This window comes from Devosia ginsengisoli (assembly GCF_024707105.1).
In the GTDB taxonomy this organism is placed as follows: Bacteria; Pseudomonadota; Alphaproteobacteria; order Rhizobiales; family Devosiaceae; genus Devosia; species Devosia ginsengisoli_A.
Map to the genome: position 1 here is coordinate 434874 of NZ_JANQAJ010000011.1, position 24931 is coordinate 459804.

Here is a 24931-nt window from a genome sequence, read left to right on the forward strand (position 1 = left end):
GCACCTCACCATGAGGGCTACTTCTAGCCTGGTGTTCCAGTAGCCCTCATGGTGAGGCGGGAGCGCAGCGACCCTCGAACCACGAGGGCGTGCCACTACCGGTTCCGCCAGCTCCACCAGGCCAGGCGCATAATCTTGCGCCAGTCCGGCTCATCCGGAGCCGGCACGAAAAGGCCCGGTTTCCGCGCCAGCAACCCAAGCTGCGCCTTGAGCACCGCAATGCTGGCAAAGGCCGGCTTGAGGCGGCCCGGCAGGGCCGCAATCGCCGCCTCGGCCTTCCCCAGATGCTCTGCGGCCAGTTCGCCAATCTGGCCGAGCGCTTCGGACAAGCCTTCGCTCTCGGTGCCCGAGAAAATCTCGCCTTCCCGCACGCCATTGGCCGCGAAGATCGACCAGGGCAGCATGATGCGGCCCTGCGCCGAAACATGCCCGAAGGCCCTGATATGGCCGATCATGGCATGGGCCACGCCCAGATGGCCGGCAGCGTCGCCCGTCTCGATGGTCTCGCCCTCGTTGAGGATCATCGCGGCAAGCTGGTAGAGCGTCGACACCGTCTCGCCGGCATAACCCTCAAAGGTTTCAAGGTCGGGCATCGGGTCGTCGTAGAGATCGAAGCGCCGGGCACCGATCAGCCGTAGCAGCGTGCCTGCCGGAATGAAGTAGCGACCAATGGTGTCGAGCAGCGCATCGGCCACGGGGTTTTGCCGCACCGCGCCATGCTCCTCGCCCTCCAGCGCATCGCTCCACCACTGCAGCCGGATTTCGCCCGGTGCCGGATCGGACACGCGGTCGCGGATCGAGGCGACATCGGCATTGAAGGCATAGAGCGCGGTCACCGCATCGCGGTGGGCGCCTGAGAGGACCAGGGTCGAGAGATACCGGTCCCGGTCATTCTGGCGCAGGGCCTCGGCGGCATGAGCAAAGCTGGCCTCGGCCATCAGCGCACCTTGTCGACGGCGATCAGGGCTGCCGCCACGGCGCGTTCCTCGGCCAGCAGCACATTATAGGTACGGATGGCGCTGCCGGTATTCACGGCCTCGACGATCACCCGGCGCTCGCGCAAGGCCTCGCGCAATTCGCGCGGAATGGCGGCAATGTCCGGACCGACTCCGATTAGCAACACATCGATATCGTCGGCCACGGCGAAGACCGACGCGAGGGTTTCCGCCGTGATCTCACCCACAGCGGCGACATTCCAGGCGAACATGCCAGTGGGCAAGCAGAGCAGTGAGCCGCGATGGGAGATGCCCGCAAAGCGGAAGCCCCCATTGCCATAGGCATCGATGCCAACCTGCCCCGGATAATGCGGCGTGTCGGTCAAACCAGCCTCCGCCTCTAGACGGAAGCCCCGTCAGCGGCCTTGGCCACCGGCTTGTCCTCTTCGGTTTTCGACTTGAGGCCGAAATTGATGAGGATGGGGCCGTTGACGATGATCGACGAATACATGCCGACCAGGCAGCCGAAGGTCATGGCAATGGTGAAGCTACGGATAACTTCGCCGCCGAACAGCACCAGCGGGATCAGCGCCAGGAACAGGGTGAACTGCGTCAGCGACGTGCGGACGATGGTCTGGTTGATCGACAGGTCGATCAGTTCGGGCAAGGGCATCTTGCGATGTTTGCGCAGGTTTTCACGCACGCGGTCGGAAATGATCACCGTTTCATTGAGGGAAAGGCCCACGAGCGTCAGGACGGCCGCAATAGACGTCAGGTTGAATTCCAGCCCTGTTATGGAGAACAGCCCGATCGTCATGATGATATCATGCGTCGTGGTGGTGATCGCGGCCATGGCGAATTGCCACTCGAAGCGGAACCAGATGTAGATGAGAATGGCAAACAGCGCCACGACGACCGCGATCGTGCCTTTCCAGGCCAGTTCGCTCGAAACGGTTCCGCTCACAGCCTCGGTGCTTCGGACAGTGTAATTTTCGGTCGCCAGAGCGTCGCGCACTTTGGCAACCGCGACCTGGTCGGCATCCTGCCCGCCCTCCTGCGCCTGCACGCGCACCAGCACGTCCTCCGGTGTGCCGAAGCCCTGCACCTGCACTTCGCCCAGTTCGAGCCCGTCGAGCAGTTCGCGCACCTGGCCCACATCGGCTGGACCGCCGTCATGCTGGATGACGATGGCGGTGCCGCCGACAAAGTCGATGCCCAGGTTGAAGCCCTTGAAATAGGCCGACCCGATGGAGAGCACGCTGGCGACGATGGAGAAGGCGATCACGTAGCGCGAAATCTTCATGAACGGGATTTTGGTCCCGTCGGGAATAAAGCGGAAGTGCTGAATTTTCAGCACTTTCGGGCGGGCCGCGCGATACCAGGCATGCACCTGGTACGAGGTGACCGTATAGGAGGTAAAGAGCGAGGTCAGGATGCCCAGGCCCAAGGTCACGGCAAATCCCTGCACCGGGCCGGAGCCCAGGAAATAAAGCACGATGGCGGCGATGAGCTGGGTCAGGTGCGAGTCGACGATGGTGCCCCAGGCCCGTTCGAAACCGGCCTGGATGGACTGGATCGGTGACTTGCCCGACCGCTGTTCTTCGCGCATGCGCTCGTAGATCAGCACGTTGGCGTCCACGGCCATGCCGATGGTCAGCACGATACCAGCAATGCCGGGCAGCGTCAGCGTGGCCCCCAGCATGGAGAGCGCACCGAAGATCAGCACGATGTTGAGGATCAGCGAGACATTGGCGAATACGCCCCACAGGCCATAGGCAATGACCATGAACGCGACCACCAGGACGCTGGCGACCACGCCGGCCGTCAGGCCGTGCTGGATGGAGTCGGCGCCCAGGCTGGCATCCACCGTGCGCTCCTCGACCACATCGAGCGAGGCCGGCAAGGCGCCGGCGCGCAGCAGCACGGCCAGGTCATTGGCCGTCGCCGTGGTGAAGCTGCCGCTGATCTGGCCCGAGCCGCCGGTAATCGGCTGCTGGATGACCGGTGCGGTGATCACCGTATTGTCGAGCACGATGGCGAAACGCTTGCCGACATTGGCGCCGGTAATCTGGCCGAAGGTGATGGCGCCGCGGGTGTCGAACTTGAAGCTGACCACCGGAATATTGCGCTGCGGATCGTAGCTGGGCTGGGCATCGACCAGCGATTCACCGCCGAGCGCGACGTCTTCATAGAGCAGCTCGTCCGTGCCGTCCTGGCTGGGCAGGATCATGGTGCCGGCAGGCAGGCCCTGAGCTTCGGCCTGGGCGGCGGTCATGCCCGGATAGACCATATGGAAGGTCAGGCGCGCCGTGCGCGAAATGATGTCCTTGAGGCGCTGGCTGTCACCGAAACCGGGCACCTGCACCAGCACGCGATTGGTGCCCTGGCGCTGGATCGACGGCTCCGTGGTGCCGAGTTCGTCGACGCGCTTGCGGATAACTTCGATGGACTGCGCCACCAGGGCCGACATGCGCTCGCCGACGCCTTCTTCGGTCAGGGTCACGGTCAGCTTGCCATCGGGCGTTTCGCCAAAGGCCAGTTCATTCACCCCGCCCACCGAAATCAGCGAATTGCTGATCGTGTTCTGCAGGGCGGCGATGGCGGTGCGGGCGGTTTCCTTCTGCGCCGGATCGGTCAGTTCGACCGCCAGGGTCCTGCTGGCCTCATCGGTGGTGATCAGGTTGCCGATGCCATTGTCGTTGGCCAGCGTATTGCGGACGTCGCGGCGCAGCGATTGCAGGCGCTCGGCGACGATGCCGTCCTCATTGACCTGCAGAAGCAGATGCGAGCCACCCTGCAGATCGAGACCCAGAACCACCGTCTGGCTGGGCAGGAAGCCCGGCCACGCGTCGCGCACATCCTGCGGCAGGAAGCTGGGGACTGCGAACAGAATACCCAGCAGGGAAACAATGGCGATGATGGCGGTACGAACAGGCGAAAACTGCATGAAAGGACGTCCTGAAAGGAAAAACCGGCGCCCTTGGGCGCCGGCGGTAGTCGGGGGGCGCTACCCTCAGGCAGGCTTGTTGTCGTTGACCGGCTCGCCCTTGGAGCGAACATCGGCAACCATGGAACGCACCAGCTTCACCTTGACGCCGGTGGCAATCTCGATCTCGAGGTCTTCGCCGTCAACGGCCTTGGTAACCTTGCCAATGATGCCGCCGGTGCTCACAACGGTATCGCCGCGCTTGATGGACGACAGCATGGCCTGCTGGGCCTTGAGGCGCTTCTGCTGCGGGCGGAAGATCAGGAACCAGAAGATCACCACCAGCAGCAGGATCGGCATCAACTGGATGAGGATGTCGTTGATACCACCACCGGGGGCGGCACCGGCTGCCTGAGCATAAGCGGGCGTTACAAACATAAGGCGAGGCTCCTATCTTTTCTTTTTGGCTTGTGGAGGGGCAGCGCCAGAGACCCGCATCAACGTTACGACGCTGCTGGACGCATTTGGGGCTTGTTGCACTTGCGCCCCGGTCAAAATCGCGCGGACTATACATTTGCACCCGGGCGATTGCAAAGCCATTCCGGGGGCCGCAATTTGCCGCGCCGACCATGAGGAATACCCGTCTTGAACAGCAAGGAATACCTGGCCGAAATCGCCGCTTCACTGAGTGAAATCGCTCGCTCTCTCAATGCCTTAGCGCCCGGTCGCAATGAAGGGCAACCGGCGCTGGGCGATGCGGACGCTTATCATTGGGATGGCGATGCCGGAGTGTTGATGGCCGTGCCCAGGGTCAGTCGGGTGCCCCTGGCCATGCTCAAGGGCATCGACTCCGTGCAGGATATCCTGCTGCGCAATACCGAACAATTCGCCCGCGGCCATGGCGCCAACAATGCGCTGCTCTGGGGTGCGAGGGGCATGGGCAAGTCTTCGCTGGTCAAGGCCATCCACGGCGACATCAACCAGAGGCGCGCTGAAGAGGGCTTCGAACGGCTGGTGCTGATCGAGATTGCGCGCGAGGATTTGGAGACGCTCCCTGCCCTGATGCGCCGCATTGCTGGAGAGGCGGCGCGCTTCGCGGTCTTCTGCGACGATCTCAGCTTCGATAGTGGCGAGACCAGCTACAAGTCGCTCAAGACCATCCTCGATGGCGGGCTGGAGGGGCGGCCGGAAAACGTGCTGTTCTACGCCACCTCCAATCGCCGCCACCTGATGCCGCGCGACATGATCGAGAATGAACGCTCGACGGCGATCAATCCGGGTGAGGCAGTGGAGGAAAAAGTGTCGCTGTCCGATCGGTTCGGGCTGTGGCTGGGCTTTCACAATTGCGACCAGCCCACATTCCTCACCATGGTCCGCGCTTATGCCGACCATTACGGGCTGGATATCGACGACGAAACGCTGCGCGCCCGCGCCATCGAATGGTCGGCCACTCGTGGTGCCCGGTCGGGCCGCGTGGCTATCCAACTGGTGCGGACACTGGCAGGCGAATTGGGCAAGGCGATCTAGCGCTATAAACGAAAACCCCCGCTTTCGCGGGGGCCTTCGTTTATTTTCAGCTTGATCAGCTCGCCAGCAGCGGCACCGGATCGACCGGGGTGGCGCCCTTGCGCAGTTCGAAATGCAGCTGCGGCTTGGTCACCGAGCCGGTCATGCCGGCGGCGCCGATCGTGTCGCCGCGACCGACGGTAGCGCCCTTGGCGACACTCATCGACTGCAGGTGGGCATAGGCCGAGACGTAGCCATTGGGGTGGCGGATCAGGACGAGGTTGCCGTAGCCTTCGACGCCGGAACCGACATAGATCACCGTGCCATTTTCGGCAGCCTTGACGGCAGAGCCTTCCGGCACCTCGATATTGATGCCGGTGCCCTTGGACGAGGCGAAATCGACCAGAACGCGGCCGCTGGCCGGCCAGCGGAACTTGTCGCTACCCGACATTGCCGGCTCGGCCGCCGGAACATTGGCAACCTGGGTCGGCTGGGCAGCCGGCGCAGCCTGCTGCTGCGGCAGCGTAGGCGTTGCGGCCGGCGTGGTCGCTGCCTGGAGGGCATTGGGAGCGGCCTGCGGGAGGGTCTGCTGCGCCGGGGCAGGCGTAGCCATCGGCGTGGTGCTGGCCACCTGGGTGGTCGGCGCCTTGGTTGCAAGCAGGTCGGCGCGGCCGGGGATGATCACCTTCTGGCCGACAACAATCTTGTCGGGCGACGACAGATTGTTGGCCTGGACGATGGCCTGTGTCGTCACCTCGTAGCGGCGGGCGATCGTATAAAGCGACTCGCCGCTGGCAATGGTGTGGGTGAAGGTGCCTGTGGCGCCCGGCTGTGACGGTGCAGGCGTGGTCGCGGCGAGCGATGGCACGGAGCTGTTGGTCGGCAAGGTGCCGAGAACGGCGGGGGACGGCATCGGCGCGGTCGAGGCGAAGGCGGACTGTGGTTGCATAGCGGATCCCTGAGAAGACGAGTTACTCAGTACAGGAAGGTCTTGGGACTGGACGGATGGCAGAGCGCCGGCAGTTGTGGTCGGCTGCGTATAGCCCGCAACCGGCTGGTTCCAGGCCGGCTGCACGCCAGCACTCGTTGGGGCATTCCAGCCACCACCGACATTGGCGGGCGGCAGGAAACGGTTTTCGGCCACCATGACCGGGGAAGACCCCAGACTGGACGGCATGGGCTGGCTGTAACTTGTGGCAGGAGCGTTCTGCGGCAAGGAGCCGGTCGTCGTCGGATCGCCAAACGTGCGGCTACCGAGACTGGAACACCCGGACAGCGCAACGGCGGCAACCATAAGGCCGACCATTGCAACGGCACCTTTGGGCGCCCGACGGGATACGCGGATACTCATCAGCTTACTCGTACGCAGGTACTCAACACGAGTTTGAGACTAGGCCGGTAAGGTAAAGACGAGTTTAAGGCCGATGCGATTTGAGCGAAATCGTCATGGCGGGATTCTGGATTGGGTAAGGTTAAGGGCCGGCCCCGATGCGGCTACAGCGACAGCGTGCCCCGCAGGCGTTCGACCAGGGTCGTATCGGTCTGCTGCAGCAGCATCGGCGTCACCGTCACATAGCCGTCCTGGCGCAGGATTTCGAAGTCGGCCGTGCGATCCAGCGGCATCGGCGTTTCGGGGATGGCCACGAAGAATTTGCCGTCATTATCACTGGGATAATAGCGGAAGGGCGAGCGCGAGAAGCGCTGGTGCGGCACCACGGCTATGCCCTTGGTGGTGTCGGGCGGGCAGAACGGGAAGTTGACGTTGTAATAGTGGTCCCGGCCCTGGGCGGCCGCGATGATGCCGCGGGCGACAGCCTGGCCATGGCGGATGGCGTTGGACCAGTCCACCTCACGGCCATGCTCGTAATTGATGCCCTGGCTCATGGCGATGCCGATGGCGCCTTGCAGTGCCCCTTCCCGTGCACCGGCCGCCGTGCCCGAGCAGTTGATGATGTCGCCCAGATTCTGCCCGGCATTGACGCCGGACAGCACCACATCGGCCGGGCGATCGCCCAGCAGATGCGTCATGCCGGCAACGACGCAGTCGGCGGGCGAACCGCCGACCACGGCAAAGCTACGCTCGCCATGCCGCTCGAAATGCAGTTCACGGCCGAGCGTGAAGCGATGCCCGGCCCCCGACTGATTGCCATCGGGCGCCACGATCCAGACGTCATCACTCAGCGCATGGGCGATGTCGGCCATGATGGCGATGCCGGGGGCATCGATGCCGTCATCATTGGTGATGAGAAAACGCAGACTCATCTACGACCGCCGATAGCTTTGATGCCGCCCATATAGGGCTGGAGCGCTTTTGGGATGGCGACCGAGCCGTCTTCCTGCTGGTAGTTTTCCATTACGGCGATCAGGCAGCGGCCGACGGCCGTGCCGGAGCCGTTGAGCGTATGGACGAAGCGCGGCGCCTGCTTCTCGCCGGCAGGACGATAGCGCGCATCCATGCGGCGGGCCTGGAAATCGCCGCAGACCGAGACCGAGGAGATTTCGCGATAGGTGTCCTGCCCGGGCAGCCAGACTTCGAGGTCATAGGTCTTCTTGGCGCCGAAGCCGATATCGCCGGTGCAGAGATTCATGACGCGATAGTGCAGGCCCAGCCGTTGCAGCACCGTCTCGGCGCAGGCCAGCATGCGCTCATGCTCGTCAACAGAGGTTTCAGGCGTGGTGATCGACACCATCTCCACCTTGTTGAACTGGTGCTGGCGCAACATGCCGCGCGTGTCCCGGCCAGCCGAACCGGCTTCGGAGCGGAAACAGGGAGTCAGGGCCGTGAGACGCAGCGGCAACTCTTCCTCGGCCACGATGGATTCGCGGACGAAATTGGTCAGCGGCACTTCGGCGGTGGGGATCAGCGCCAACCGGCTTTCGCCATGCGGGGTGAAAAACAGGTCTTCCTCGAACTTCGGCAACTGGTTGGTACCGAACAAGGCCTCGTCGCGCACCAGCAGCGGGGGCTGGACTTCGGTATAGCCATGCTCAGTCGTGTGAAGGTCGAGCATGAACTGGCCGATGGCGCGTTCGAGGCGGGCCACCTGCCCTTTCAGTACGACGAAGCGGCTACCCGAGAGCTTCGCGGCCGTTTCGAAATCCATCTGGCCCATGGCCTCGCCGATCTCGTAATGCTCCTTGGGTGCGAAGCTGAGAACCGGCTTAGGCGCGCGGACCTTGGCGGCAGTTTCGGGCGAGCCGTTGCGGCCGAAATATTCGACATTGCCGGTTTCGTCCGTGCCGTCGGGCACGTCATCGAAGACGAGGTTGGGGATGACCGAGAGGGCATTGCGCAATTCGAGTTCGACGGCGCGCTCGTCGGCTTCGCCCTGCGGGATGAATTCCTTGAGGCCGGCGACCTCAGCCATCAGTTCCTGCGCCCTGGCTTCATCCTTCTGCGCCTTGGCCTGGCCGATCTGCTTGGACAAAGCGTTGCGCTTTTCCTGCGCCTCGTTCAGGCGGACGATGATGTCCCGGCGCTTGTCATCGATGGCGAGCAGATCGGAGGCGCGCACGGAAATGCCCTTGCGCCGCGAAACGGCGGCGTCGAAGGCTTCGGCGTTGGCTCTGATCCACTTGATATCGAACATCGGTTGCTACGGGTCGCTGCCCGCCTCTGGTTGATTGAGAACGGTACCCCAGCAGCCTCACCCCGAGGCGTGCCACTGTGGCACGACCTCGTGGTTCGACAAGCTCAAACCATGAGGTCTACTGAAAGTCAGTCGGATGATGAACCGGAAAGTTCCGCTTCCTGCGCAGCCAGGGCCGCGGCACGGCGCTTTTCGATCATCCGAACGGAAATGATCGAGAGTTCGTAGAGCGCGTACATGGGCAAGGCAAGGCCGATCTGGGAGATCGGATCAGGCGGCGTGATGAAGGCGGCGAAGATCAGGATGCCGACGATAGCGTAGCGGCGGCCCTTTTTCAGCACATCGACATGCACAAGATCGATCTGCGCCAGCAGCGTCAGGATGACCGGAAGCTGGAAGCAGACGCCGAAGGCCAGGATCAGCAGCATGGCCAGTCCCAGGTACTCGCTGACGCTGGTCAGCATCTGGATATCGACGGTCTGCATGCCGGCGAAGAAGTGCAGCGCCATGGGTAGCACGATGAAGTAGACAAGCGCCGCCCCGGCGATGAAGAAGATTGGCGTCGCTACGAGATAGGGCAGGAACGCCTTGCGTTCATGCTTGTAGAGGCCCGGCGCCACGAACATGTAGATCTGGCTGGCGATGATGGGGAAGCCCAAGAAAATGGCGCCGAACAGGGCCACGTTCAGATAGGTGAAGAACAGCTCCTGCGGCGCGGTGAAAATCAGGTTCGCGCCGGGAACCGCCCTTTTGTAGGGGATCAGCAGCCAGTCATAGATGGTGCTGGCGAAGATGAAGCAGAAGGCCATCAGCACGACAATGGTGATCGCCGAGTAGATCAGCCGCTTGCGCAACTCGACCAGATGCTCGAGCAGCGGCGCTTCGCTGCCGGCGAGCTCGTCCTCGGGTTCCTTGGTCTTGTCTTCGATCTGCTTGGTGTCGGCCATGGTTTATGCGTCCCCGGCCTTGGCGGTTTCGGCTGCAGCAGGCTTGGGCTTGGCAGCGCGCTTCCTGGGTGCAGGCTTGGTAGCGACAGGTGCCGTCTCGACAGGTTTCGCCGGCTTGCGGGCAGCGGGTTTCGCCGCTGGTTTCTTCGCCGCGGCAGGCTTTTTCGCGACCTGTTTCCTGGCCGGAGCCGGAGCATCCAATGGGGCCAGGTCGGTGGTGACGACGGGGCGGGTCGGTGCAGCCTTGGCCTTTACAGGGGCCTTTTTTGCGACGGGCTTCTTCGCGGACGCGGTCGCTTTCGACGCAACCGGGGCTGGACGGGCAGGCCTGAAGCCGGCCTCGGCTGCGACCTGGTCGGCCGTCTTGGGCGGCGTCAGGCCGGCGGCGGCCTTGATCTCGTCCACGACGCTTTCGGCCTTGGGGTCGGCCGGCTTGATGGCTCCGCTCGGCTTGGGGCCAGTTGGAGTCATGGCGTTGAATTCCTTGCGGATTTCGTCGCTGGTTTTCTTGAGGGGCGCCGTGATCGAATTGCGCAGGTTGCGCACTTCATCGAGACCGGTCGTCTTGTTGATCTCGCGCTGGAACTCGTTGCCCATGCGCCTGATCTGGCCGGCAATCTTACCGATGCGGTTCATCACCACAGGCAGGTCTTTCGGCCCGATGACGATCAGCGCGACGACGCCGATCACCAGCATCTCTGTCCAGCCCAAGCCGAGCATGTCCTATTCCTTTAAAGCAGCGGCGCGGCCGGCGACGTCAGGACGTCATGTCAAAGTCACGTCGGATTTGACTGAAAACCGGAGGCCACTTTTCAGCCCGACGCTCTAGACGTCCTTCTTCTCGGGCTCGGCAACCGGCGCGTCGGCCGTGGTGGTGACGCGTTCCACCGGCTTGTCGTCGTCCTTCATGCCCTTCTGGAAGGCTTTGATGCCCGAGGCGACTTCGCCCATCATACCGGAAATCTTGCCGCGACCGAACAGCAGGATCACGACGACGGCAACAACGAGAATGCCCCAAATTCCTGGCGCGTGCATTTTGGTCTCCCTAAATTTCAGAACGCGTTACACGCGAAAGATAGGTCAGAAATAGGTTCAATCGCGCGCAAACACAAGAACGTGTTCCGGGTTCAGCGTGACGAAGACATCTTGTCCCACTTTCATTGCCGCATCGGACGGCTGGCGCAGGCCGAGCGGGGCGTCGAGCCCATCGACCATGACCTCGCAGATGTCGATGCCGATGGCGTCGCGCTTGCCGACGATGCGGCCCGGCGTGCCGGGGCCGCTGGCCGCCATGGCAGCGCCGCCTGCCGGGCGAATGGCGACCGTTACGCTGGTGCCCTCGGCCAGTTCCGGCGTAGCAACCGAGCCAAGTGGCGTCGTGACGTGGCCCTGGGCGACCCGGCTGTCGATCTCGCTCAGCGGCGAGAAGAAGCGGGCGGCGTCCAGGTCTATGGGGTGGCGGTAAATCTCTGCGGCCGAGCCGATCTGGGCGATGCGTCCGTGGCGCAGCAAAGCCACGCGATCGCCCAGCACCATGGCTTCCTCGGGGTCATGGGTGACGATGAGGCTGGTGACATGGGTCTCGCGCAAAACGGCCAGGGTTTCCTCGCGCACAGTTTCGCGCAGGCGGGCGTCGAGGCTGGAAAAGGGTTCGTCGAGCAGCAGGACGCCGGGGCGTGGGGCAACGCTGCGAGCCAGCGCCAGGCGCTGTTGCTGGCCGCCTGACAGCCTGTGCGGAAAGTCCGCCTCGCGGTCGGCGAGCCCGACGCGACGCAGGGCGGCGCGGGCCTGGGCGAGCGCGGCGGTGCGCCCGAGCTTGCGCAGGCCGAAGAGCACGTTCTGCAGGACGGTCAGATGCGGAAAGAGCGCAAAGTCCTGAAACATCAGGCCAATTCCGCGCCGATCCGGCGGGACGGTCAGGCCGGGGGCGGAGGCGATCTCGTCGTTGATGCGCAGCGCGCCGGCGTGGATGGGCTGGATACCAGCGGCGACGCGCAGGGCGGTCGATTTGCCAGAACCGGATTCGCCGAGCAGGCAGACGATCTCGCCTGGCTTGAGGGTGAGGCTGAAGCGGTCGAGCACCACCCTACCCCCGAGTTGAACCTCGACGGCGTCGAATTCGAGCGTGGCGGCGAAGCTGACGCCGGTCGTACCGCGCAAACCCCAGTCAGTGCTGGATTTTTCGGCCATCACTCCTGTTCCTCCTCGTCGCTGCCTGTATCGTCCGGATCGAGTGGGTCTTCGTCATCGCGCAGGGCGGCGCCATCGAAGGGAAGCGGGATCTGCAGGTTGGGTGGCAGGCGGCTGGAGAGGAGGCCGGAGCCTTTGAGCTCATCGAGGCCGGGCAGATCGCTGAGGCTTTCCAGGCCGAAGTGATCGAGAAAAGCGTCGGTCGTTCCGTAGGTTACGGGGCGGCCGGGGGTGCGGCGGCGGCCGCGCATGCGAATCCAGCCGGCCTCCATCAGCAGGTCGAGCGTGCCCTTGCCGGTGGCGACGCCGCGGACCTCTTCGATCTCGGCGCGGGTGGCGGGCTGGTGGTAGGCGATGATGGAGAGGGTTTCGAGGGCGGCGCGGGAGAGCGGCCGGTTTTCCTGTTCGTCGCGGCGCAGCAGGAAACCGAGGTCTTCGGCGGTGCGGAAGGCCCATTTGTCGGCGCGCTGGACCAGGTTTACCCCGCGGGTGGCATAGCGGGATTGCAGTGTCAGCAGCAGTTCACCAATGTTAGCGCCTTCCCCCAAATACGTTAGCAGACTGTTAGCATCGAGGGGCTCACTTGACGCGAAAAGGAGAGCCTCGAGCACACGCAGGTTGCGCTCCAGGACTTCGCTGCGATCGTCGTCGGAAAGCTCGCTCACGGCCGGTCTGCCTTGCGGCGGCGCATGAAGAGCGGGCCGAAAGTCTCGGTCTGGCGGAGGTCGATCTGGCCCAGGCGGACCAGTTCGAGGCTCGAGGCGAAGCTCGATGCCCGGATGGTGGCGCGCTCGGCCGGGGTGGCGAGGTAATCGGCCAGGTAGGAATCCATCGACACCCATTCGAAACTATCACCGATCAGGCGCTGGAGGATATCTCGCGCCTCCTGCAGCGACCAGACGGTGCGCTGGATGGGCGAATAGTCGGTGGTGATGCCGCGCTCGCGCTGGCCGGCATAGGCCTTGAGCAGATCGTAAAGGCTGGCTTCCCAGAGGGAGGTGCGCTTGATCTCGACGGGCTCGGGCATGCCGCGGGCATAGACCTGGAAGCCGAGGCGCGGGCGGTTCATCAACTGGCTGGCGGCGGCACGCATGGCTTCGAGGCGCTTGAGGCGGAATTGCAGCATGGCGGCCAGCATCTCGCCTGACGGCTCGTCGTCGGAAGGCGCCTGCGGCACCATGAGCCGGCTCTTGAGATAGGCGAGCCAGGCGGCCATGACGAGATAGTCGGCGGCAACCTCGATGCGCTTCTCGCGAACGGTTTCGATGAAGGCGAGGTATTGCTCGGCCAAAGCCAGCACGGAAATGGCGGCGAGATCGACCTTCTGGCGGCGGGCGAGATCGAGCAGCAGATCGAGGGGGCCCTCATAGCCGCCGACATCGACATACATCACGTCTTCGGGCGCCGGTTGGGCAGCCGTATCAAACCAGTCGGTCTGGGCAGTCGTCATAAATTCAGTGCCGCGCTGCAGGAGTCCTGGGCCATCCTTGGCCACTGGTTCCGCAGGCGTCAAGCATTGAAGACGATGTTACACCGGTCGCTCGGACCAGCAGGTCACATCGCGACGCAATCGCCGCCGGCGGCGACAACATTGGTGCAGATATTGGCGGCAGCGGAGGTCGAAGCGGCCGGAACGCGGACGCGGTAGTAAATGCCGCGGGCGCCAAGATCGACGCGCTGGACTTCCATATTCGCGCCGCCAAAGAGCGGGCCGAACCGGGTGACGAGGTTCTGTGCGGCCTGGCGGGCCTCCTCTTCGCTGCGGAGCGAAGCAAGCTGGGCATAGGCCGGCGCGGAATTGGGCAGAGCATCGACTTCCATGGCACCAGGGATGCTGGCGGCGGCGGCCGGCTGCTGGGCTGCCGGCTGCTGGGTCGCCGCGACCGGCTGGGTGGCCGCAGGCGTCGTGCCGAAGGCGGAATTGGCCGGCGGCGGCGGCAGCAGGTTGCCACCACCTGCCGGGGCGACAACCGCATTGACGGCGTTGGCCGGCGCAGCCGCCGTAACCATGGGCTCGGTGGCCTGCACGAGGCCGGCCGGGCGCAGCATGGGCACCGGGGCGGTCTTGCCGGCCAGCGGATTGCCCGCGGCATCAATGGCGGGGACCATGGAGCCCGGCTGGACAGGCGTGACCGTGACTTCGGGTTCGGCCGCCGGGGTCGCAGCCGGCGTAACGGGCTCGGGATCGGCACTGGCCAGCAGTTCGGGGCTGGCGGTTTCGGCACCCGGTACTTCCGGCACATTGGGGCGGTCCACCGGCAGGATGGTGCTGCCGGCAACGCTTTCGTCGCCGCTGACAATCGTGCCATCGGGACGTACGGTGACCGTGCGCACCTTGCGGTTGGCAAGTCCCTCCTCACTCACATCGGCGACAGGCGGAACCTGGGTGACCTCGTTGACGTCGGCCTGATCGCGCGACACCAGTTGTTCTTCGGCGCCGGGAACGACGCCATTGATCTCGTTGAAGACGACCGATTGCGGCGGGGCGGCGGCATCGGTCGGAACGGCCGGCGTTTCCTTGACCGGGCTGGTATCGGCGGTGAGCAGCGGCGCCGGGCCGGAATCGCCGCCCAGGCCCAGTACCCAATAAAGGCCGAAGCCGGCGGCCAGAAGCAGCGCCACGGCAACCAGCGGACCGGCAAGCGAACGGCTGATGGCAAAGTTGCGCGCACGGCGCGGGCGCGCTGCGGGCGCGACGGTTTCAGCTTCGTCGACCTCGGGGGCCTCGACCCAGCCGATCTGGGCGCCGGTGGCCTCGGCAGCGGCAAGAATGGCTTCGTCGGCGCCGGACAGCGTCCGCGGCGCAGCGGCGGGCTGGGCGGTGGCAGCGGCAACCGGCACCGTCACGGCTGCCAGATTGTGCAAAGCCGGGCTGGCCACGGGCCGATCTTCGGCAGCGGGCTCGGCAGGCTTGTCGAATTCGACGCGCATGGCGCGGCCGATGAGGTGTTCTATTTCGTCGATGGGATCGCGGCCCAGACCATCATCCTCGGGCGCGGGGCCAGGATTGACCGCGACGGACGGCGCGGGCTGGCGCAGGCCGGCAAAGGGCTCGACCGGGGGCGGCGCCTCGGGAGCGGGCTCAACCGGGCTGACGGCGGGTTCGGACGGTGCCGGCCGGGAGCTGAGGCCGAAGACCGGCGGAATCTTGAAACGGTCCTGCTCGGGGCGCGCAGCGGGACGCAGATTGAATGTATCGAGACTCGGGCCGGCCGGCTTGTCTACAGAACTGGCAGCGCCGGAAGCCGGCAGCGGCGTGGCGCGCGAAACCGGCGGCGCGGCGACGGGCTGAGGCGCAGGTTCCGGGGTGGGCTCGGGGGCGCTGGACAGTTCGGCCGCGATCAGATCGGCAATGCTGTCGTGATCGGCGGGCGCCGGCGGTTCTGCCGCGGGTTCCGCGGGCGCGTCGGCTACGGCCGCCTTGGGGCTGTCTAGGCCGAAATCGAAGCGAAACGGCTCGGGCGTTTCTTCGGGCGCGGGATCGGCCGCCGGCTCGGCAGGCGCCGAAGGGGCGGACTGCTCGGCGGCCAGAGCGGTGGTGCGGTCAAAATCGAAACGGGGCGTGGGCGCAGGCGTCGTCGCCGGGGTAGCGTCGCCACCCGGAATACGCACAGAGAAGGCTGGAGCGGCCGCTTCCGCCGGACGATCGCCCTTGGCATCCTGCGCCATGAGCTTGGCAAGCTCGGCAATCAGATCGTCTGCGGCGTCAGATTGTCCGGCCATTGGCTGCGGTTTCGCTGACATCAACCAGCGCCCTCTCGATTACGACTACTACGGCGCTGCCCCAACAAGGGCATCATACCGCGAGTCATCATAGTAATGCGCCCGAATTATGAAAGCTCTTCGGGAACGGAAACGCCCAGAATTGCTAGTGCGTTGACGATAACCTGACGCACGGCGTCGACCAGCGCGAGTCGGGCCAGAGTGAGCTTTGGGTCGTCTTCGTTAACAAATCGTAAACCAGGATCGTCCTTACCCTTACCCCAGAAGGCATGGAAGGCCGCGGCGAGTTCGTGGGCATAGAAGGCGATGCGGTGCGGTTCGTGCGCCACGGCAGCCGCGGTGACGGTGCGCGGCCAGGCGGCCAGCACCCGAACAAGATCAAGCTCGGCGGGCGTTTCGATGCGCTCGATCTCGGCGACAGCCAAAGCGGCGGGCGAGAAATCGAGGGCCGGCAGGTCGCGTGCGGCAGTCTTGAAGATCGAGTATGTCCGGGCATGGGCATATTGCACGTAGAAGACCGGATTGTCCTTGGTCTGCTCCTTGACCAAGGCGAAGTCAAAATCCATGGCCGCGTCGTTGCGACGATACATGAGCATGAAGCGGGTGGCGTCGGCGCCGACTTCCTCGACCACATCGGCCAGGGTGACCAGATCGCCGGAGCGCTTGGACATCTTGAACGGCTCGCCATTCTTGAGCAGGCGGACGAGCTGGCAGATGCGCACATCCATATCGGCGGCATTGAGCGAGACGGCCTTGGTGGCCGCCTGCAGGCGTTTGACGTAGCCGGAATGGTCGGCGCCCAGCACGTTGATCATGTGCTTGAAGCCGCGCAGGAACTTGTTGCGGTGATAGGCGATGTCGGCGGCGAAATAGGTATAAGAGCCATCCGACTTGATCAGGGGACGATCGACATCGTCACCATAGTCGGTGGCGCGGAACAGGGTCTGTTCGCGGTCTTCCCATTCGTCGGGGGTCTTGCCCTTGGGGGGCTCGAGCCGGCCCTCGTAGATCATGCCCTCGGACCGCAGCCAGGCCAGGGTGAGCTCGATATCGCCCCCTGCCCCATGCAGTGTGCGCTCGGAGAAGAACACGTCGTGATGGATGCCGAGCTTGGCGAGATCGGCCTTGATCAGCTCCAGCATGGCGGCCAGGACCCGTTCCTTGACCAGCGGGATGACTTCGGCTTCGGGCTTGCCGAGGAGGCTGTCGCCGAATTCGGCCTTGAGAGCCTGGCCGACGGGGATGAGATAATCGCCGGGATAGAAGCCGGGGAATCTCGATGCTCTCGCCCAGAGCCTCGCGGTAGCGCAACAAGGTCGAATTGGCGAGGGTGTCGATCTGGCTGCCGGCGTCGTTAATGTAATATTCGCGCGTTACCTCATAGCCGGAATAGGCCATGAGCGAGGCCAGAGTGTCGCCGAAGACGGCGCCGCGGGTGTGGCCGACATGCATGGGACCAGTGGGATTGGCCGAGACATATTCGATATTGACCGCTTCCCCGCCGCCCAGGGTCGAGCGGCCATAATCGGCGCCCTGCTCGGCGATGGAGCGCAGGACCTGGTGCCAGATCGGCGTGGCCAGGCGGAAATTGATGAAGCCGGGACCGGCGACCTCGACGGCGGTGACGTCGGTGTCGTGCTTGAAGTGTTCGACCAGGGCATTGGCGACGTCGCGCGGATTCATGCCGAGGGGCTTGGCCACGATCATGGCGGCATTGGTCGAGAGGTCGCCATGGGCGGGATCGCGCGGCGGTTCCACCACGATACGGGCCAACAGGTCCGCCCCGGCCTGGGGGAAGAGAACCTGCATGGCATTGCCGATGCGTGCGGAAAAGAGAGCGAAAACGTCCATGATGAACCCGGATGGTAAAGTGCGCCGGGGTTAACGGAAATCCGGGCGAGCGTCAAACAAGCGCTGGTATTCATCCAGGGCATAGGGATCAGTCATGCCGGCGATGAAATCGGCCACGATGCGGGCGAGATGGCTGTCGTCGGGCGCCGATGCGGCGGCGCCGCCCCAGCGGCCGGGGAGATCGCGGGTTGCCATGTAACGAGCGAAGAGGTCGGTGACGACGGTTTCGCTCTGGCGGACCGGGCCCATGACGGTTTCGTGGCGATAGACGCGTTCGAAGAGGAAGTTCTTGAGGCCGCGTTCGGCTTCGGCGGCAGATGGCGAGAAGGTGACGAGGGTGCGACCGGCATTGCGGACATCCTCGGCGGAGGTGACGCCTGACGCGGCGATATTGGCCGCTGAGGTGGCGATGACATCCTCGATGGCGCGGGTGATGAGGCGCCGCTGGACTTCGTGAGCCTGGCGCTTGGGGGCGATGTCGGGATAGCGGGCGAGGACTTCGCGGACGATGGGGCCGGCGAGCGGCACGTCCGCGAGATCGGCCAAGGTGATGAGGCCGGCGCGGAGGGCGTCGTCTATGTCATGGGCGTTGTAAGCGATGTCGTCGGCAATGGCGGCGGTCTGGGCTTCGAGCGAGGCGAAGCTGGAGAGGCGCAGGTCGGCCACGGCGGGGATATCGTCGAGGCCGGCGGGGAGGCCTTCCTGGGCATATTTGCCGTGGGGGCTACCATCGGCATTGGTCAGGGGGCCATTGTGCTTGAGGATGCCTTCGAGGGTTTCCCAGGTGAGGTTGAGACCGTCATGCTCGGCATAGCGGTTTTCGAGGCGGGTCACGACGCGCATGGCCTGGATATTGTGGTCGAAGCCGCCATAGGGGGCCATGGCGGCGTGGAGGGCGCGTTCGCCGGCATGGCCGAAGGGGGTATGGCCGAGATCGTGGCTGAGGGCGACGGCTTCGGCCAGGTCTTCATCGAGCCGCAGGGCGCGGGCCATGGAGCGGGCCATCTGGCTGACTTCGAGCGTGTGGGTCAGCCGATTGCGGAAATGGCCGCCATATTGCAGGAACACCTGGGTCTTCTGCTGCAGGCGGCGGAAGGCGGTGGAATGGATAATGCGGTCGCGGTCGCGCTGGAATTCGGAGCGCGTGGGGCTGGGTCCGGTGCCGTGGAGGCGCCCGAGGGAATGTTCGGGCTTGGATGCGTAGGGGGCGGTATCGCTCATCGGTGATGGGTGCCCATTGTTTTGGCCCTTTTCATTTCCGGCAAGAGTTACTATTTTAGCCCTACCGTTATGACATTACGGCGTGGACCTATCATGACTGCTACCGCCCTTGCCTCTCCCGACGTCGTGCTGACCGATCGCGCTGCCAAGCGGGTGTCGCGGATTCTCTCGAAAGAACCGGAAGGGACGGTGCTGCGCATTTCGGTGGCGGGCGGCGGGTGCTCGGGATTCCAGTATGAATACAATCTCGTACAGGAAAAGCCGGCCAGCGACGACATCGTTCTGAGCAAGGGCGATGCGGTGGTGCTGATCGATTCGATGAGTCTCGAATTCATGGGCGGGGCGGAGATCGACTTTGTCGACGACCTGATCGGGCAGAGCTTCCAGATCAAGAATCCCAATGCAGTGGCCTCCTGCGGTTGCGGCACGAGCTTTGCCGTCTAAAGCATTGAAATCCTGACCATCACCCCATAGCGTCTCGCCCAAAGAGGGAGGGACGCATGAGCCTGATCGAGCGCGTGGACGCGGCGATAAATGCCGCGCTGGTGCAACGCATTGTCGGCTGCGTCATCCTGATCAACAGGGATGGCCAGGAGATTTATGCCCGCGCTGCCGGCCTGGCCGATCGTGAGGCCGATGTGCCGATGCGGCGCGAGGCGATCTTCCGGCTGGCCTCGGTGACCAAGCCGATCGTCGCAACGGCCGTATTGCGGCTGGTGGACCTGGGGCTGATCGGGCTCAATGACAAGGTGACGCGGTATCTGCCGTGGTTCACGCCTGACAATCCGGATGGCAGCGCGGCCGATATCCGTATCCGGCATTTGCTGAGCCATACATCGGGCCTGGCCTATGCAAATGTGCCTGACAATGCCAGCGGCGGGCTTTCGGGGCGGGTCAATTCGCTGACCGAGACGCTGCAGAACATTGCCAGAGTGCCGCTGGCCTTCGCGCCGGGGAGCGGCTGGGATTATGGCACCAGCATCGATGTGCTGGGCGGGGTGCTTGCGGCGATCAACGGCTCCAATGTCGAGGATGCGTTGGGGCGGCATGTGACCGGGCCGCTTGATATGACCGACGCGCATTTCTATGTCACCGATCCGGCGCGGCTGGCGGTGCCCTATGGCGATGGCGCGCCACCGGTGCGCATGGGCGATCCGCATGTGCTGGGCGACCAATATGGCAGCACGACATTTTCGCCGGGCCGCATATTCAATCCGGCCGCGCCGCAGAATGGCGGGGCAGGCATGGCGGGAACGGCCGACGACGTCATGAAGATGCTGGAAGTCTATAACGGACGGCCGGGGCTGCTGGCGCCGGAAACCGTGGCCATGGCGCTGGCCAACCAGATCGGTGATTTACCCCGGCGCGAGAATGATGCCGGCAAGCGTTTCAGCTTCATCGGCGCCGTGTTGCAGGACCCGATGGCGGCGAACAATCCCTGCCCTGTTGGTACGGTGGACTGGGGCGGAGCCTGGGGGCACAACTGGGTGGTCGATCCGGTCAACCGGATCACCATCGTGGTCTGCACCAATACCACCTTCGAGGGCTGCAACGGGCCGTTCCGCGACGATATCCTGAGGGCAGTTTACGCAGCCTAGCCGGTTGCCCCCTCCCCGGCCCGCAGTTAGCTTGGCGCCAACGGAGACTCGCCATGCGTATTGCCACCTGGAACATTGCCGGCATCAAAGCCCGGATCGAAGCGCTGCTGAAGTGGCTGGCCGAGGAAAAGCCCGACATCGTCGTGCTGCAGGAAATCAAGACGGTCGACGAGGGGTTTCCACGGCTCGAGATTGAGGCGCTGGGCTACAATATCGAGACGCATGGGCAGAAAAGCTGGAATGGCGTGGCCATCCTGTCGCTGCTGCCGTTCGACGAGGTATCGCGCGGGCTGCCTGGCGATGACAGCGACGAGCAGGCACGGCTGATCGAGGGTGTGTTCTCGGTCGAGACGGGTGCCATCAGGGTGTGCGGCATCTACCTGCCCAATGGCAATCCGGTCGACAGCGAGAAATTCCCCTACAAGCTGGCCTGGATGCGACGGCTGGAGGCCTATGTGGAAGGTCGGCTCGCGCTGGAGGAGCCCTTCGTGCTGCTGGGCGACTTCAACATCATCCCGGGGCCGATCGATGCGCATGATCCGGAGGCCTGGTGGGGCGACGCGCTGTACCGGCCGGAAAGCCAGGAGCGCTGGCGCGCGCTGCTCAATCTGGGACTGACCGATGCCCTGCGGGCAACGACGTCGGAGCCGTCCTATACGTTCTGGGATTTTCAGGCAGGGGCATGGCGGCGCAATGCCGGCATCCGCATCGACCACCTGCTGCTGTCGCCACAGGCGGCGGATCGGCTGGAGGGGGTCACCGTGCACAAGGATGTGCGCGGCTGGGACAAGCCGAGCGATCATGTGCCGGTAGAGGGGGAGTTTAGGTTTTAGGGGTATCGAGTGCGCTGTCGCGATTACCCATCGCCAGTCTGGTGCGTGTGGCTTACCCCACTCTCATTCCCTCCCCACAAGGGGGAGGGAGGCGCATGACTACATTCCGAGTTTCGCTCGATGCTTCCGCAACTGCCGACCAGGCTTCCCTCCCCCTTGTGGGGAGGAAATGAGGGTGGGGGTGTTGAGCCGACCGGCCTATTTCTAACAGATCGTCATCCTCGGGCTTGACCCGAGGACACTTCACTTAGCAAGGTTCAGCAAGTGTAGAGCCCTCGGGTCAAGCCCGAGGGTGACGTGTAGTGCATGGGGAATTCTCCCGCCCGCCACTCGACCATAGGTCTCGTGGCCTTCTTCGCTCAAATCGCTCCACTGGAGCGATTTGTCCTTCGGAACGCTCAGAAGCCAGCAAATTGCGGAGCGATGCTTTCGGCCAAGGCAAAGGCTTCGGTGCTCTGGTCGGGGGTGGCGGCGGAGAGCGCGCGGTTGAGGAGTTCGTCGATCCAGGCGGCGTCGCCGGTGCCGGCGCAGCGTTGGTGGGCGATGGCGAGCCACATCAGGCCTTCGACCGGCTGGGCTTCGATGCCTTCGACGCCATTAAAGATCATGTTGCCGAGTTGCGCCTGGGCCGGGCAATGGCCCTTGCGGGCGGCCAGCGAGAACCAGCGGGCGCTTTGCAGCGGGTTGATGCCCATTTCGTTTTCCTGCGTATAAAGCAGGCCGACGCGGTATTGCGCATCAGCATCGCCGAAATAGGTGGCGGCATGCAGCAGCAGGGCATGGGAACGCTCGGCATCGGCGGGGATGCCGGCGTCGGGCAGGCCGTCCTTGTAATAATCACCAACCTTGACGAAGGACTGGGCGACGATATCGGCCTCGACGCCCCTGGGAGAGGCATCGGCGTGCTGATTGGCGATCTGGGCGAAATAGCCGAAGGCCTTCACCGGGTCCTTGTCCACGCCTTCGCCGTTTTCATACATGGTGCCGAGTTGCCACATGGCCATGGGCTGGCCGGCGCTGGCGGCATCTTCAAGGGCAGCAAGCAGATCGTCGCCGGACACACCGCCACCTGCCCCATCGAGCATGTTGGCCATGTTCAGCGCCGCATCGGCCGCCGTCTGGGCGTAAGCAGGCGCCATCGCCGTCGAGAAGGCGAGGATCGCTGCCGTTGCAACGGAAATCAGGGAATGATCCCTAACAGTCCGCATCTTGCTCCTTCTGGCCCGCAAAGCGGGCGAACCTTGTTGCCAAACCGGACATCCGGCCCTGCCCCGGTGCGGCTGCCTGAGGGCAGCGCTCCGGACATTAAGATTTCGGTAAACTCCGTTTGTGACCGCATTCAGCCGACCGCATGGCGATCGGGAGGTATGATGCGGGCACAGCGTCGTTTGCCGCCGAGATGGCGACGCCCAAGGAGCTTCACCGCCGGATTCGGCAATGGGGAGAAAAAACGCGCAAGCACGGGCCTTGCCCGATGCTTGCAGGCCATCCGCCCCCAGATGCCTATGCCGTCTCGTTTAGGATGAGATTGTGGCGACAAATATCGCCAAATCGTTGCCGCAAGGAATGGTGAAATCGATTCACACGCGATGTTGCGGAATCGTCACAGAGTCCGTCCCGGCGCGGCCATTCGAACCGCGAGAGGTTGCGGGCGGCGAGCCGATGGCCATACTCCCCCGATCCGCGAACCCAAGGAGCGCATCGATGAAAACCCTGTTCAACGCGAAAGGAGACAAACTTCAACAGGACATGATCACTCATGCATTCCCAAAATTCGTGGCAGGAGCAGCGCCAAGACGCCAGCCGTAGCCATTTTCTTCTCAAACTTCTCGCCAGACTGACCAGCCGCCGGGACGGCCCTTCCGGCCGGACGATGGTGCGTGCGCGCAAATTCCTGGGCTATTATCGGCCCTATGTGCCACTCCTGCTGGCCGACCTGGCCTGTGCCGCACTCGTCGCGGCCAGCGCGATCGCCCTGCCGCTCTGCGCCAGCTACATCACCACGCGCCTGCCGGAACTGGCAGAGGCCGACAATGCGCTCGTGCAAATTCTGGGCATGGGTGGCGTGATGCTCGCCGTGTTCCTCGTGCAGTCGCTGGCAACTTATTTCGTGGACTATCAGGGCCATGCGATGGGCGCGCGGATCGAGGCCGATGTGCGCCGGGAGCTGTTCGAGCACTGTCAGAAGCTCTCGTTCGGCTTTTACGACCGGCAGCGCGTCGGCCAATTGATGAGCCGCATCAGCAACGACTCGTTGTGGCTGGGCGAACTGTTCCACCATGGGCCGGAGGATCTTGCCATCAGCCTGCTGAAATTCGGTGGGGCGATGGCGGTACTCACGGTCATCGATCCGGTGCTGGCCGGGCTGATTGCACTGCTGGTGCCGCCGGCGGTGCTCTATGCGCGGCATTTCAACCGGCGGATGAATGTGGCGCTCAAGACCAGCAAGGAGCGTATCGCCGCCGTCAACGAGCGAGTGGAGGATGCGCTGGGCGGGGTCCGCGTGGTCCAATCCTTCGCCAATGAGGCGATGGAGCTGGAGCGGTTCGAGGTGGAGAACCAGCATTTCCTGCAAAGCCGCAAGGACGGCTATCGCAGCGAAGCCTTGCTGTGGGTCGGCATGGACGGCTTTGCGCAACTCGTCACCATCATGGTGATCGTGGGTGGGGCCATCCGCATCCTCCACGCCGAGCTGACGGTGGCGGAAATGCTAACCTTCCTGCTCTGCGTGGGCGTGTTGGTCGATCCGGTGCGGCGGCTGGATAACTTCATCCGCCTCTGGCAGGAGGGCGCGACCGGCTTCGTGCGCGCCATGGAACTGCTGGAGGAAGAGCCCGATATTGCCGACGCACCCCAAGCGGTGGATATCGGCCCGGTCCGCGGGGCGATCCGCTTTCGCGACGTGGATTTCGGCTATGGCGATGGCGGCGCGCCTGTCTTCAGCGGGTTATCGCTCGATATCGCGCCGGGCGAATTCGTGGCGCTGGTGGGGTCTTCGGGCGTGGGCAAGAGCACGCTTTGTGCGCTGATCCCGCGCTTCTACGATGTCAGCGGCGGGGCCATCACCATCGACGGCAAGGATGTGCGTGACGTGACGCTGGCCTCGCTGCGGCGCAGCGTGGGCGTGGTGCAGCAGGACGTGTATCTGTTCAGCGGCACGGTGGCAGAGAATCTGCGCTATGGGCGGCCGGAGGCCAGCGACGAGGAACTGGTCGCGGCGGCCAAGGCGGCCAATGCGCATGACTTCATCCTCGGGCTGCCGGAGGGGTATGACTCCAATATCGGGCAGCGGGGCGTGAAACTATCGGGCGGGCAGAAGCAGCGCCTGACCATTGCGAGGGCGTTTCTCAAGAACCCGGCGGTTCTGATCTTCGACGAGGCGACCAGCGCGCTGGACAATGAGAGCGAGCGGGCGGTGCAGCAAGCGCTGCTAAGCCTGGCCGCGGGACGGACGACGCTGGTCATTGCGCATCGGCTGTCGACGGTGCGCCATGCGGATCGCATCCTGGTACTGACGCCGGATGGGATCGGGGAGCAAGGTACGCATGATGAGCTGATGGCGGCGGATGGGGTCTATGCCGGGTTGCATCGGGTGCAGGGGAGGATTTGAG

Annotated in this window: 21 protein-coding genes and 1 pseudogene; 5 read left to right on the plus strand and 17 right to left on the minus strand. The window is 64.2% G+C overall.

What is annotated here, in order from left to right:
* Positions 1–95: 95 nt before the first annotated feature.
* The 4 genes from NVV79_RS16145 to yajC all read right to left on the minus strand — a co-directional run bounded on the left by NVV79_RS16145 (position 96) and on the right by yajC (position 4299).
* On the minus strand, positions 96–938 hold the full coding sequence (locus NVV79_RS16145; protein WP_303991392.1) for a phytoene/squalene synthase family protein: 843 nt from the start codon (positions 936–938) through the stop codon (positions 96–98).
* Complete coding sequence (locus tag NVV79_RS16150; RefSeq protein ID WP_303991393.1) at positions 938–1321, minus strand: Mth938-like domain-containing protein; 384 nt, start codon at positions 1319–1321, stop codon at positions 938–940. The genes NVV79_RS16145 and NVV79_RS16150 overlap by 1 nt, the downstream gene beginning before the upstream one ends.
* Positions 1322–1335: 14 nt before the next feature.
* A complete protein-coding gene (gene secD / locus NVV79_RS16155) occupies positions 1336–3882 on the minus strand; it encodes a protein translocase subunit SecD (protein ID WP_303991394.1) in 2547 nt (848 codons plus the stop codon).
* Positions 3883–3948: 66 nt separating this feature from the next.
* Positions 3949–4299 carry a preprotein translocase subunit YajC gene (gene yajC, locus NVV79_RS16160; protein WP_303991395.1) on the minus strand — a complete coding sequence of 117 codons (351 nt, stop codon included), beginning with the start codon at positions 4297–4299 and terminating at the stop codon, positions 3949–3951.
* Positions 4300–4506: 207 nt separating this feature from the next.
* On the opposite strand from yajC, the gene NVV79_RS16165 reads away from it, so the two are divergent.
* Positions 4507–5388 carry an ATP-binding protein gene (locus NVV79_RS16165; protein WP_303991396.1) on the plus strand — a complete coding sequence of 294 codons (882 nt, stop codon included), beginning with the start codon at positions 4507–4509 and terminating at the stop codon, positions 5386–5388.
* A 55-nt stretch (positions 5389–5443) separates the two neighbouring features.
* Here NVV79_RS16165 and NVV79_RS16170 read toward each other — a convergent pair whose 3' ends face one another.
* The 12 genes and pseudogenes from NVV79_RS16170 to NVV79_RS16225 form a co-directional block, all read right to left on the minus strand.
* Complete coding sequence (locus NVV79_RS16170) at positions 5444–6316, minus strand: M23 family metallopeptidase (RefSeq protein WP_303991397.1); 873 nt, start codon at positions 6314–6316, stop codon at positions 5444–5446.
* 545 nt (positions 6317–6861) lie between these two features.
* Positions 6862–7629 carry a 5'/3'-nucleotidase SurE gene (surE, locus tag NVV79_RS16175; RefSeq protein WP_303991398.1) on the minus strand — a complete coding sequence of 256 codons (768 nt, stop codon included), beginning with the start codon at positions 7627–7629 and terminating at the stop codon, positions 6862–6864.
* Positions 7626–8957, minus strand: coding sequence for a serine--tRNA ligase (gene serS / locus NVV79_RS16180; protein ID WP_303991399.1), 1332 nt, complete (start codon positions 8955–8957; stop codon positions 7626–7628). The genes surE and serS overlap by 4 nt, the downstream gene beginning before the upstream one ends.
* A 128-nt stretch (positions 8958–9085) precedes the next feature.
* Positions 9086–9904 carry a twin-arginine translocase subunit TatC gene (gene tatC / locus NVV79_RS16185; RefSeq protein WP_303991400.1) on the minus strand — a complete coding sequence of 273 codons (819 nt, stop codon included), beginning with the start codon at positions 9902–9904 and terminating at the stop codon, positions 9086–9088.
* Between the two features lie 3 nt (positions 9905–9907).
* The gene (gene tatB / locus NVV79_RS16190) at positions 9908–10624 is read right to left on the minus strand and encodes a Sec-independent protein translocase protein TatB (protein WP_303991401.1); all 717 of its coding nucleotides are present in this window, start codon (positions 10622–10624) and stop codon (positions 9908–9910) included.
* Between the two features lie 105 nt (positions 10625–10729).
* Positions 10730–10939, minus strand: a complete 210-nt coding sequence (tatA, locus tag NVV79_RS16195; protein WP_146288871.1) for a twin-arginine translocase TatA/TatE family subunit — start codon at positions 10937–10939, stop codon at positions 10730–10732.
* Positions 10940–10996: 57 nt separating this feature from the next.
* Positions 10997–12094 (minus strand): ABC transporter ATP-binding protein, encoded by a 1098-nt coding sequence (locus NVV79_RS16200; RefSeq protein ID WP_303991402.1) that lies wholly within the window; start codon positions 12092–12094, stop codon positions 10997–10999.
* Positions 12094–12759, minus strand: a complete 666-nt coding sequence (gene scpB / locus NVV79_RS16205; RefSeq protein WP_303991403.1) for an SMC-Scp complex subunit ScpB — start codon at positions 12757–12759, stop codon at positions 12094–12096. The genes NVV79_RS16200 and scpB overlap by 1 nt, the downstream gene beginning before the upstream one ends.
* Complete coding sequence (locus tag NVV79_RS16210; RefSeq protein WP_303991404.1) at positions 12756–13544, minus strand: ScpA family protein; 789 nt, start codon at positions 13542–13544, stop codon at positions 12756–12758. The genes scpB and NVV79_RS16210 overlap by 4 nt, the downstream gene beginning before the upstream one ends.
* A 104-nt stretch (positions 13545–13648) precedes the next feature.
* The gene (locus NVV79_RS16215; protein ID WP_303991405.1) at positions 13649–15817 is read right to left on the minus strand and encodes an SPOR domain-containing protein; all 2169 of its coding nucleotides are present in this window, start codon (positions 15815–15817) and stop codon (positions 13649–13651) included.
* Positions 15818–15924: 107 nt separating this feature from the next.
* A pseudogene (argS, locus tag NVV79_RS16220) lies at positions 15925–17668 on the minus strand (arginine--tRNA ligase).
* A gap of 30 nt (positions 17669–17698) precedes the next feature.
* On the minus strand, positions 17699–18889 hold the full coding sequence (locus tag NVV79_RS16225; protein ID WP_303991406.1) for a deoxyguanosinetriphosphate triphosphohydrolase: 1191 nt from the start codon (positions 18887–18889) through the stop codon (positions 17699–17701).
* A 93-nt stretch (positions 18890–18982) separates the two neighbouring features.
* On the opposite strand from NVV79_RS16225, the gene NVV79_RS16230 reads away from it, so the two are divergent.
* From NVV79_RS16230 to xth, 3 genes are read left to right on the plus strand one after another with little or no spacing between them, the layout of a single operon-like run.
* Positions 18983–19333: an iron-sulfur cluster assembly accessory protein gene (locus tag NVV79_RS16230; protein ID WP_303991407.1), complete on the plus strand. Its 351-nt coding sequence runs from the start codon at positions 18983–18985 to the stop codon at positions 19331–19333.
* 56 nt (positions 19334–19389) lie between these two features.
* Entirely contained in the window at positions 19390–20487 is a 1098-nt protein-coding gene (locus tag NVV79_RS16235; RefSeq protein ID WP_303991408.1) for a serine hydrolase, read from the plus strand.
* Between the two features lie 53 nt (positions 20488–20540).
* Positions 20541–21320, plus strand: a complete 780-nt coding sequence (xth, locus tag NVV79_RS16240; protein WP_303991409.1) for an exodeoxyribonuclease III — start codon at positions 20541–20543, stop codon at positions 21318–21320.
* A 398-nt stretch (positions 21321–21718) separates the two neighbouring features.
* On the opposite strand, the gene NVV79_RS16245 is transcribed toward xth, so the two are convergent.
* Entirely contained in the window at positions 21719–22528 is an 810-nt protein-coding gene (locus tag NVV79_RS16245) for a tetratricopeptide repeat protein (protein ID WP_303991410.1), read from the minus strand.
* Positions 22529–23193: 665 nt separating this feature from the next.
* On the opposite strand from NVV79_RS16245, the gene NVV79_RS16250 reads away from it, so the two are divergent.
* Positions 23194–24930, plus strand: a complete 1737-nt coding sequence (locus NVV79_RS16250; protein WP_303991411.1) for an ABC transporter ATP-binding protein — start codon at positions 23194–23196, stop codon at positions 24928–24930.
* Position 24931 lies beyond the last annotated feature (1 nt).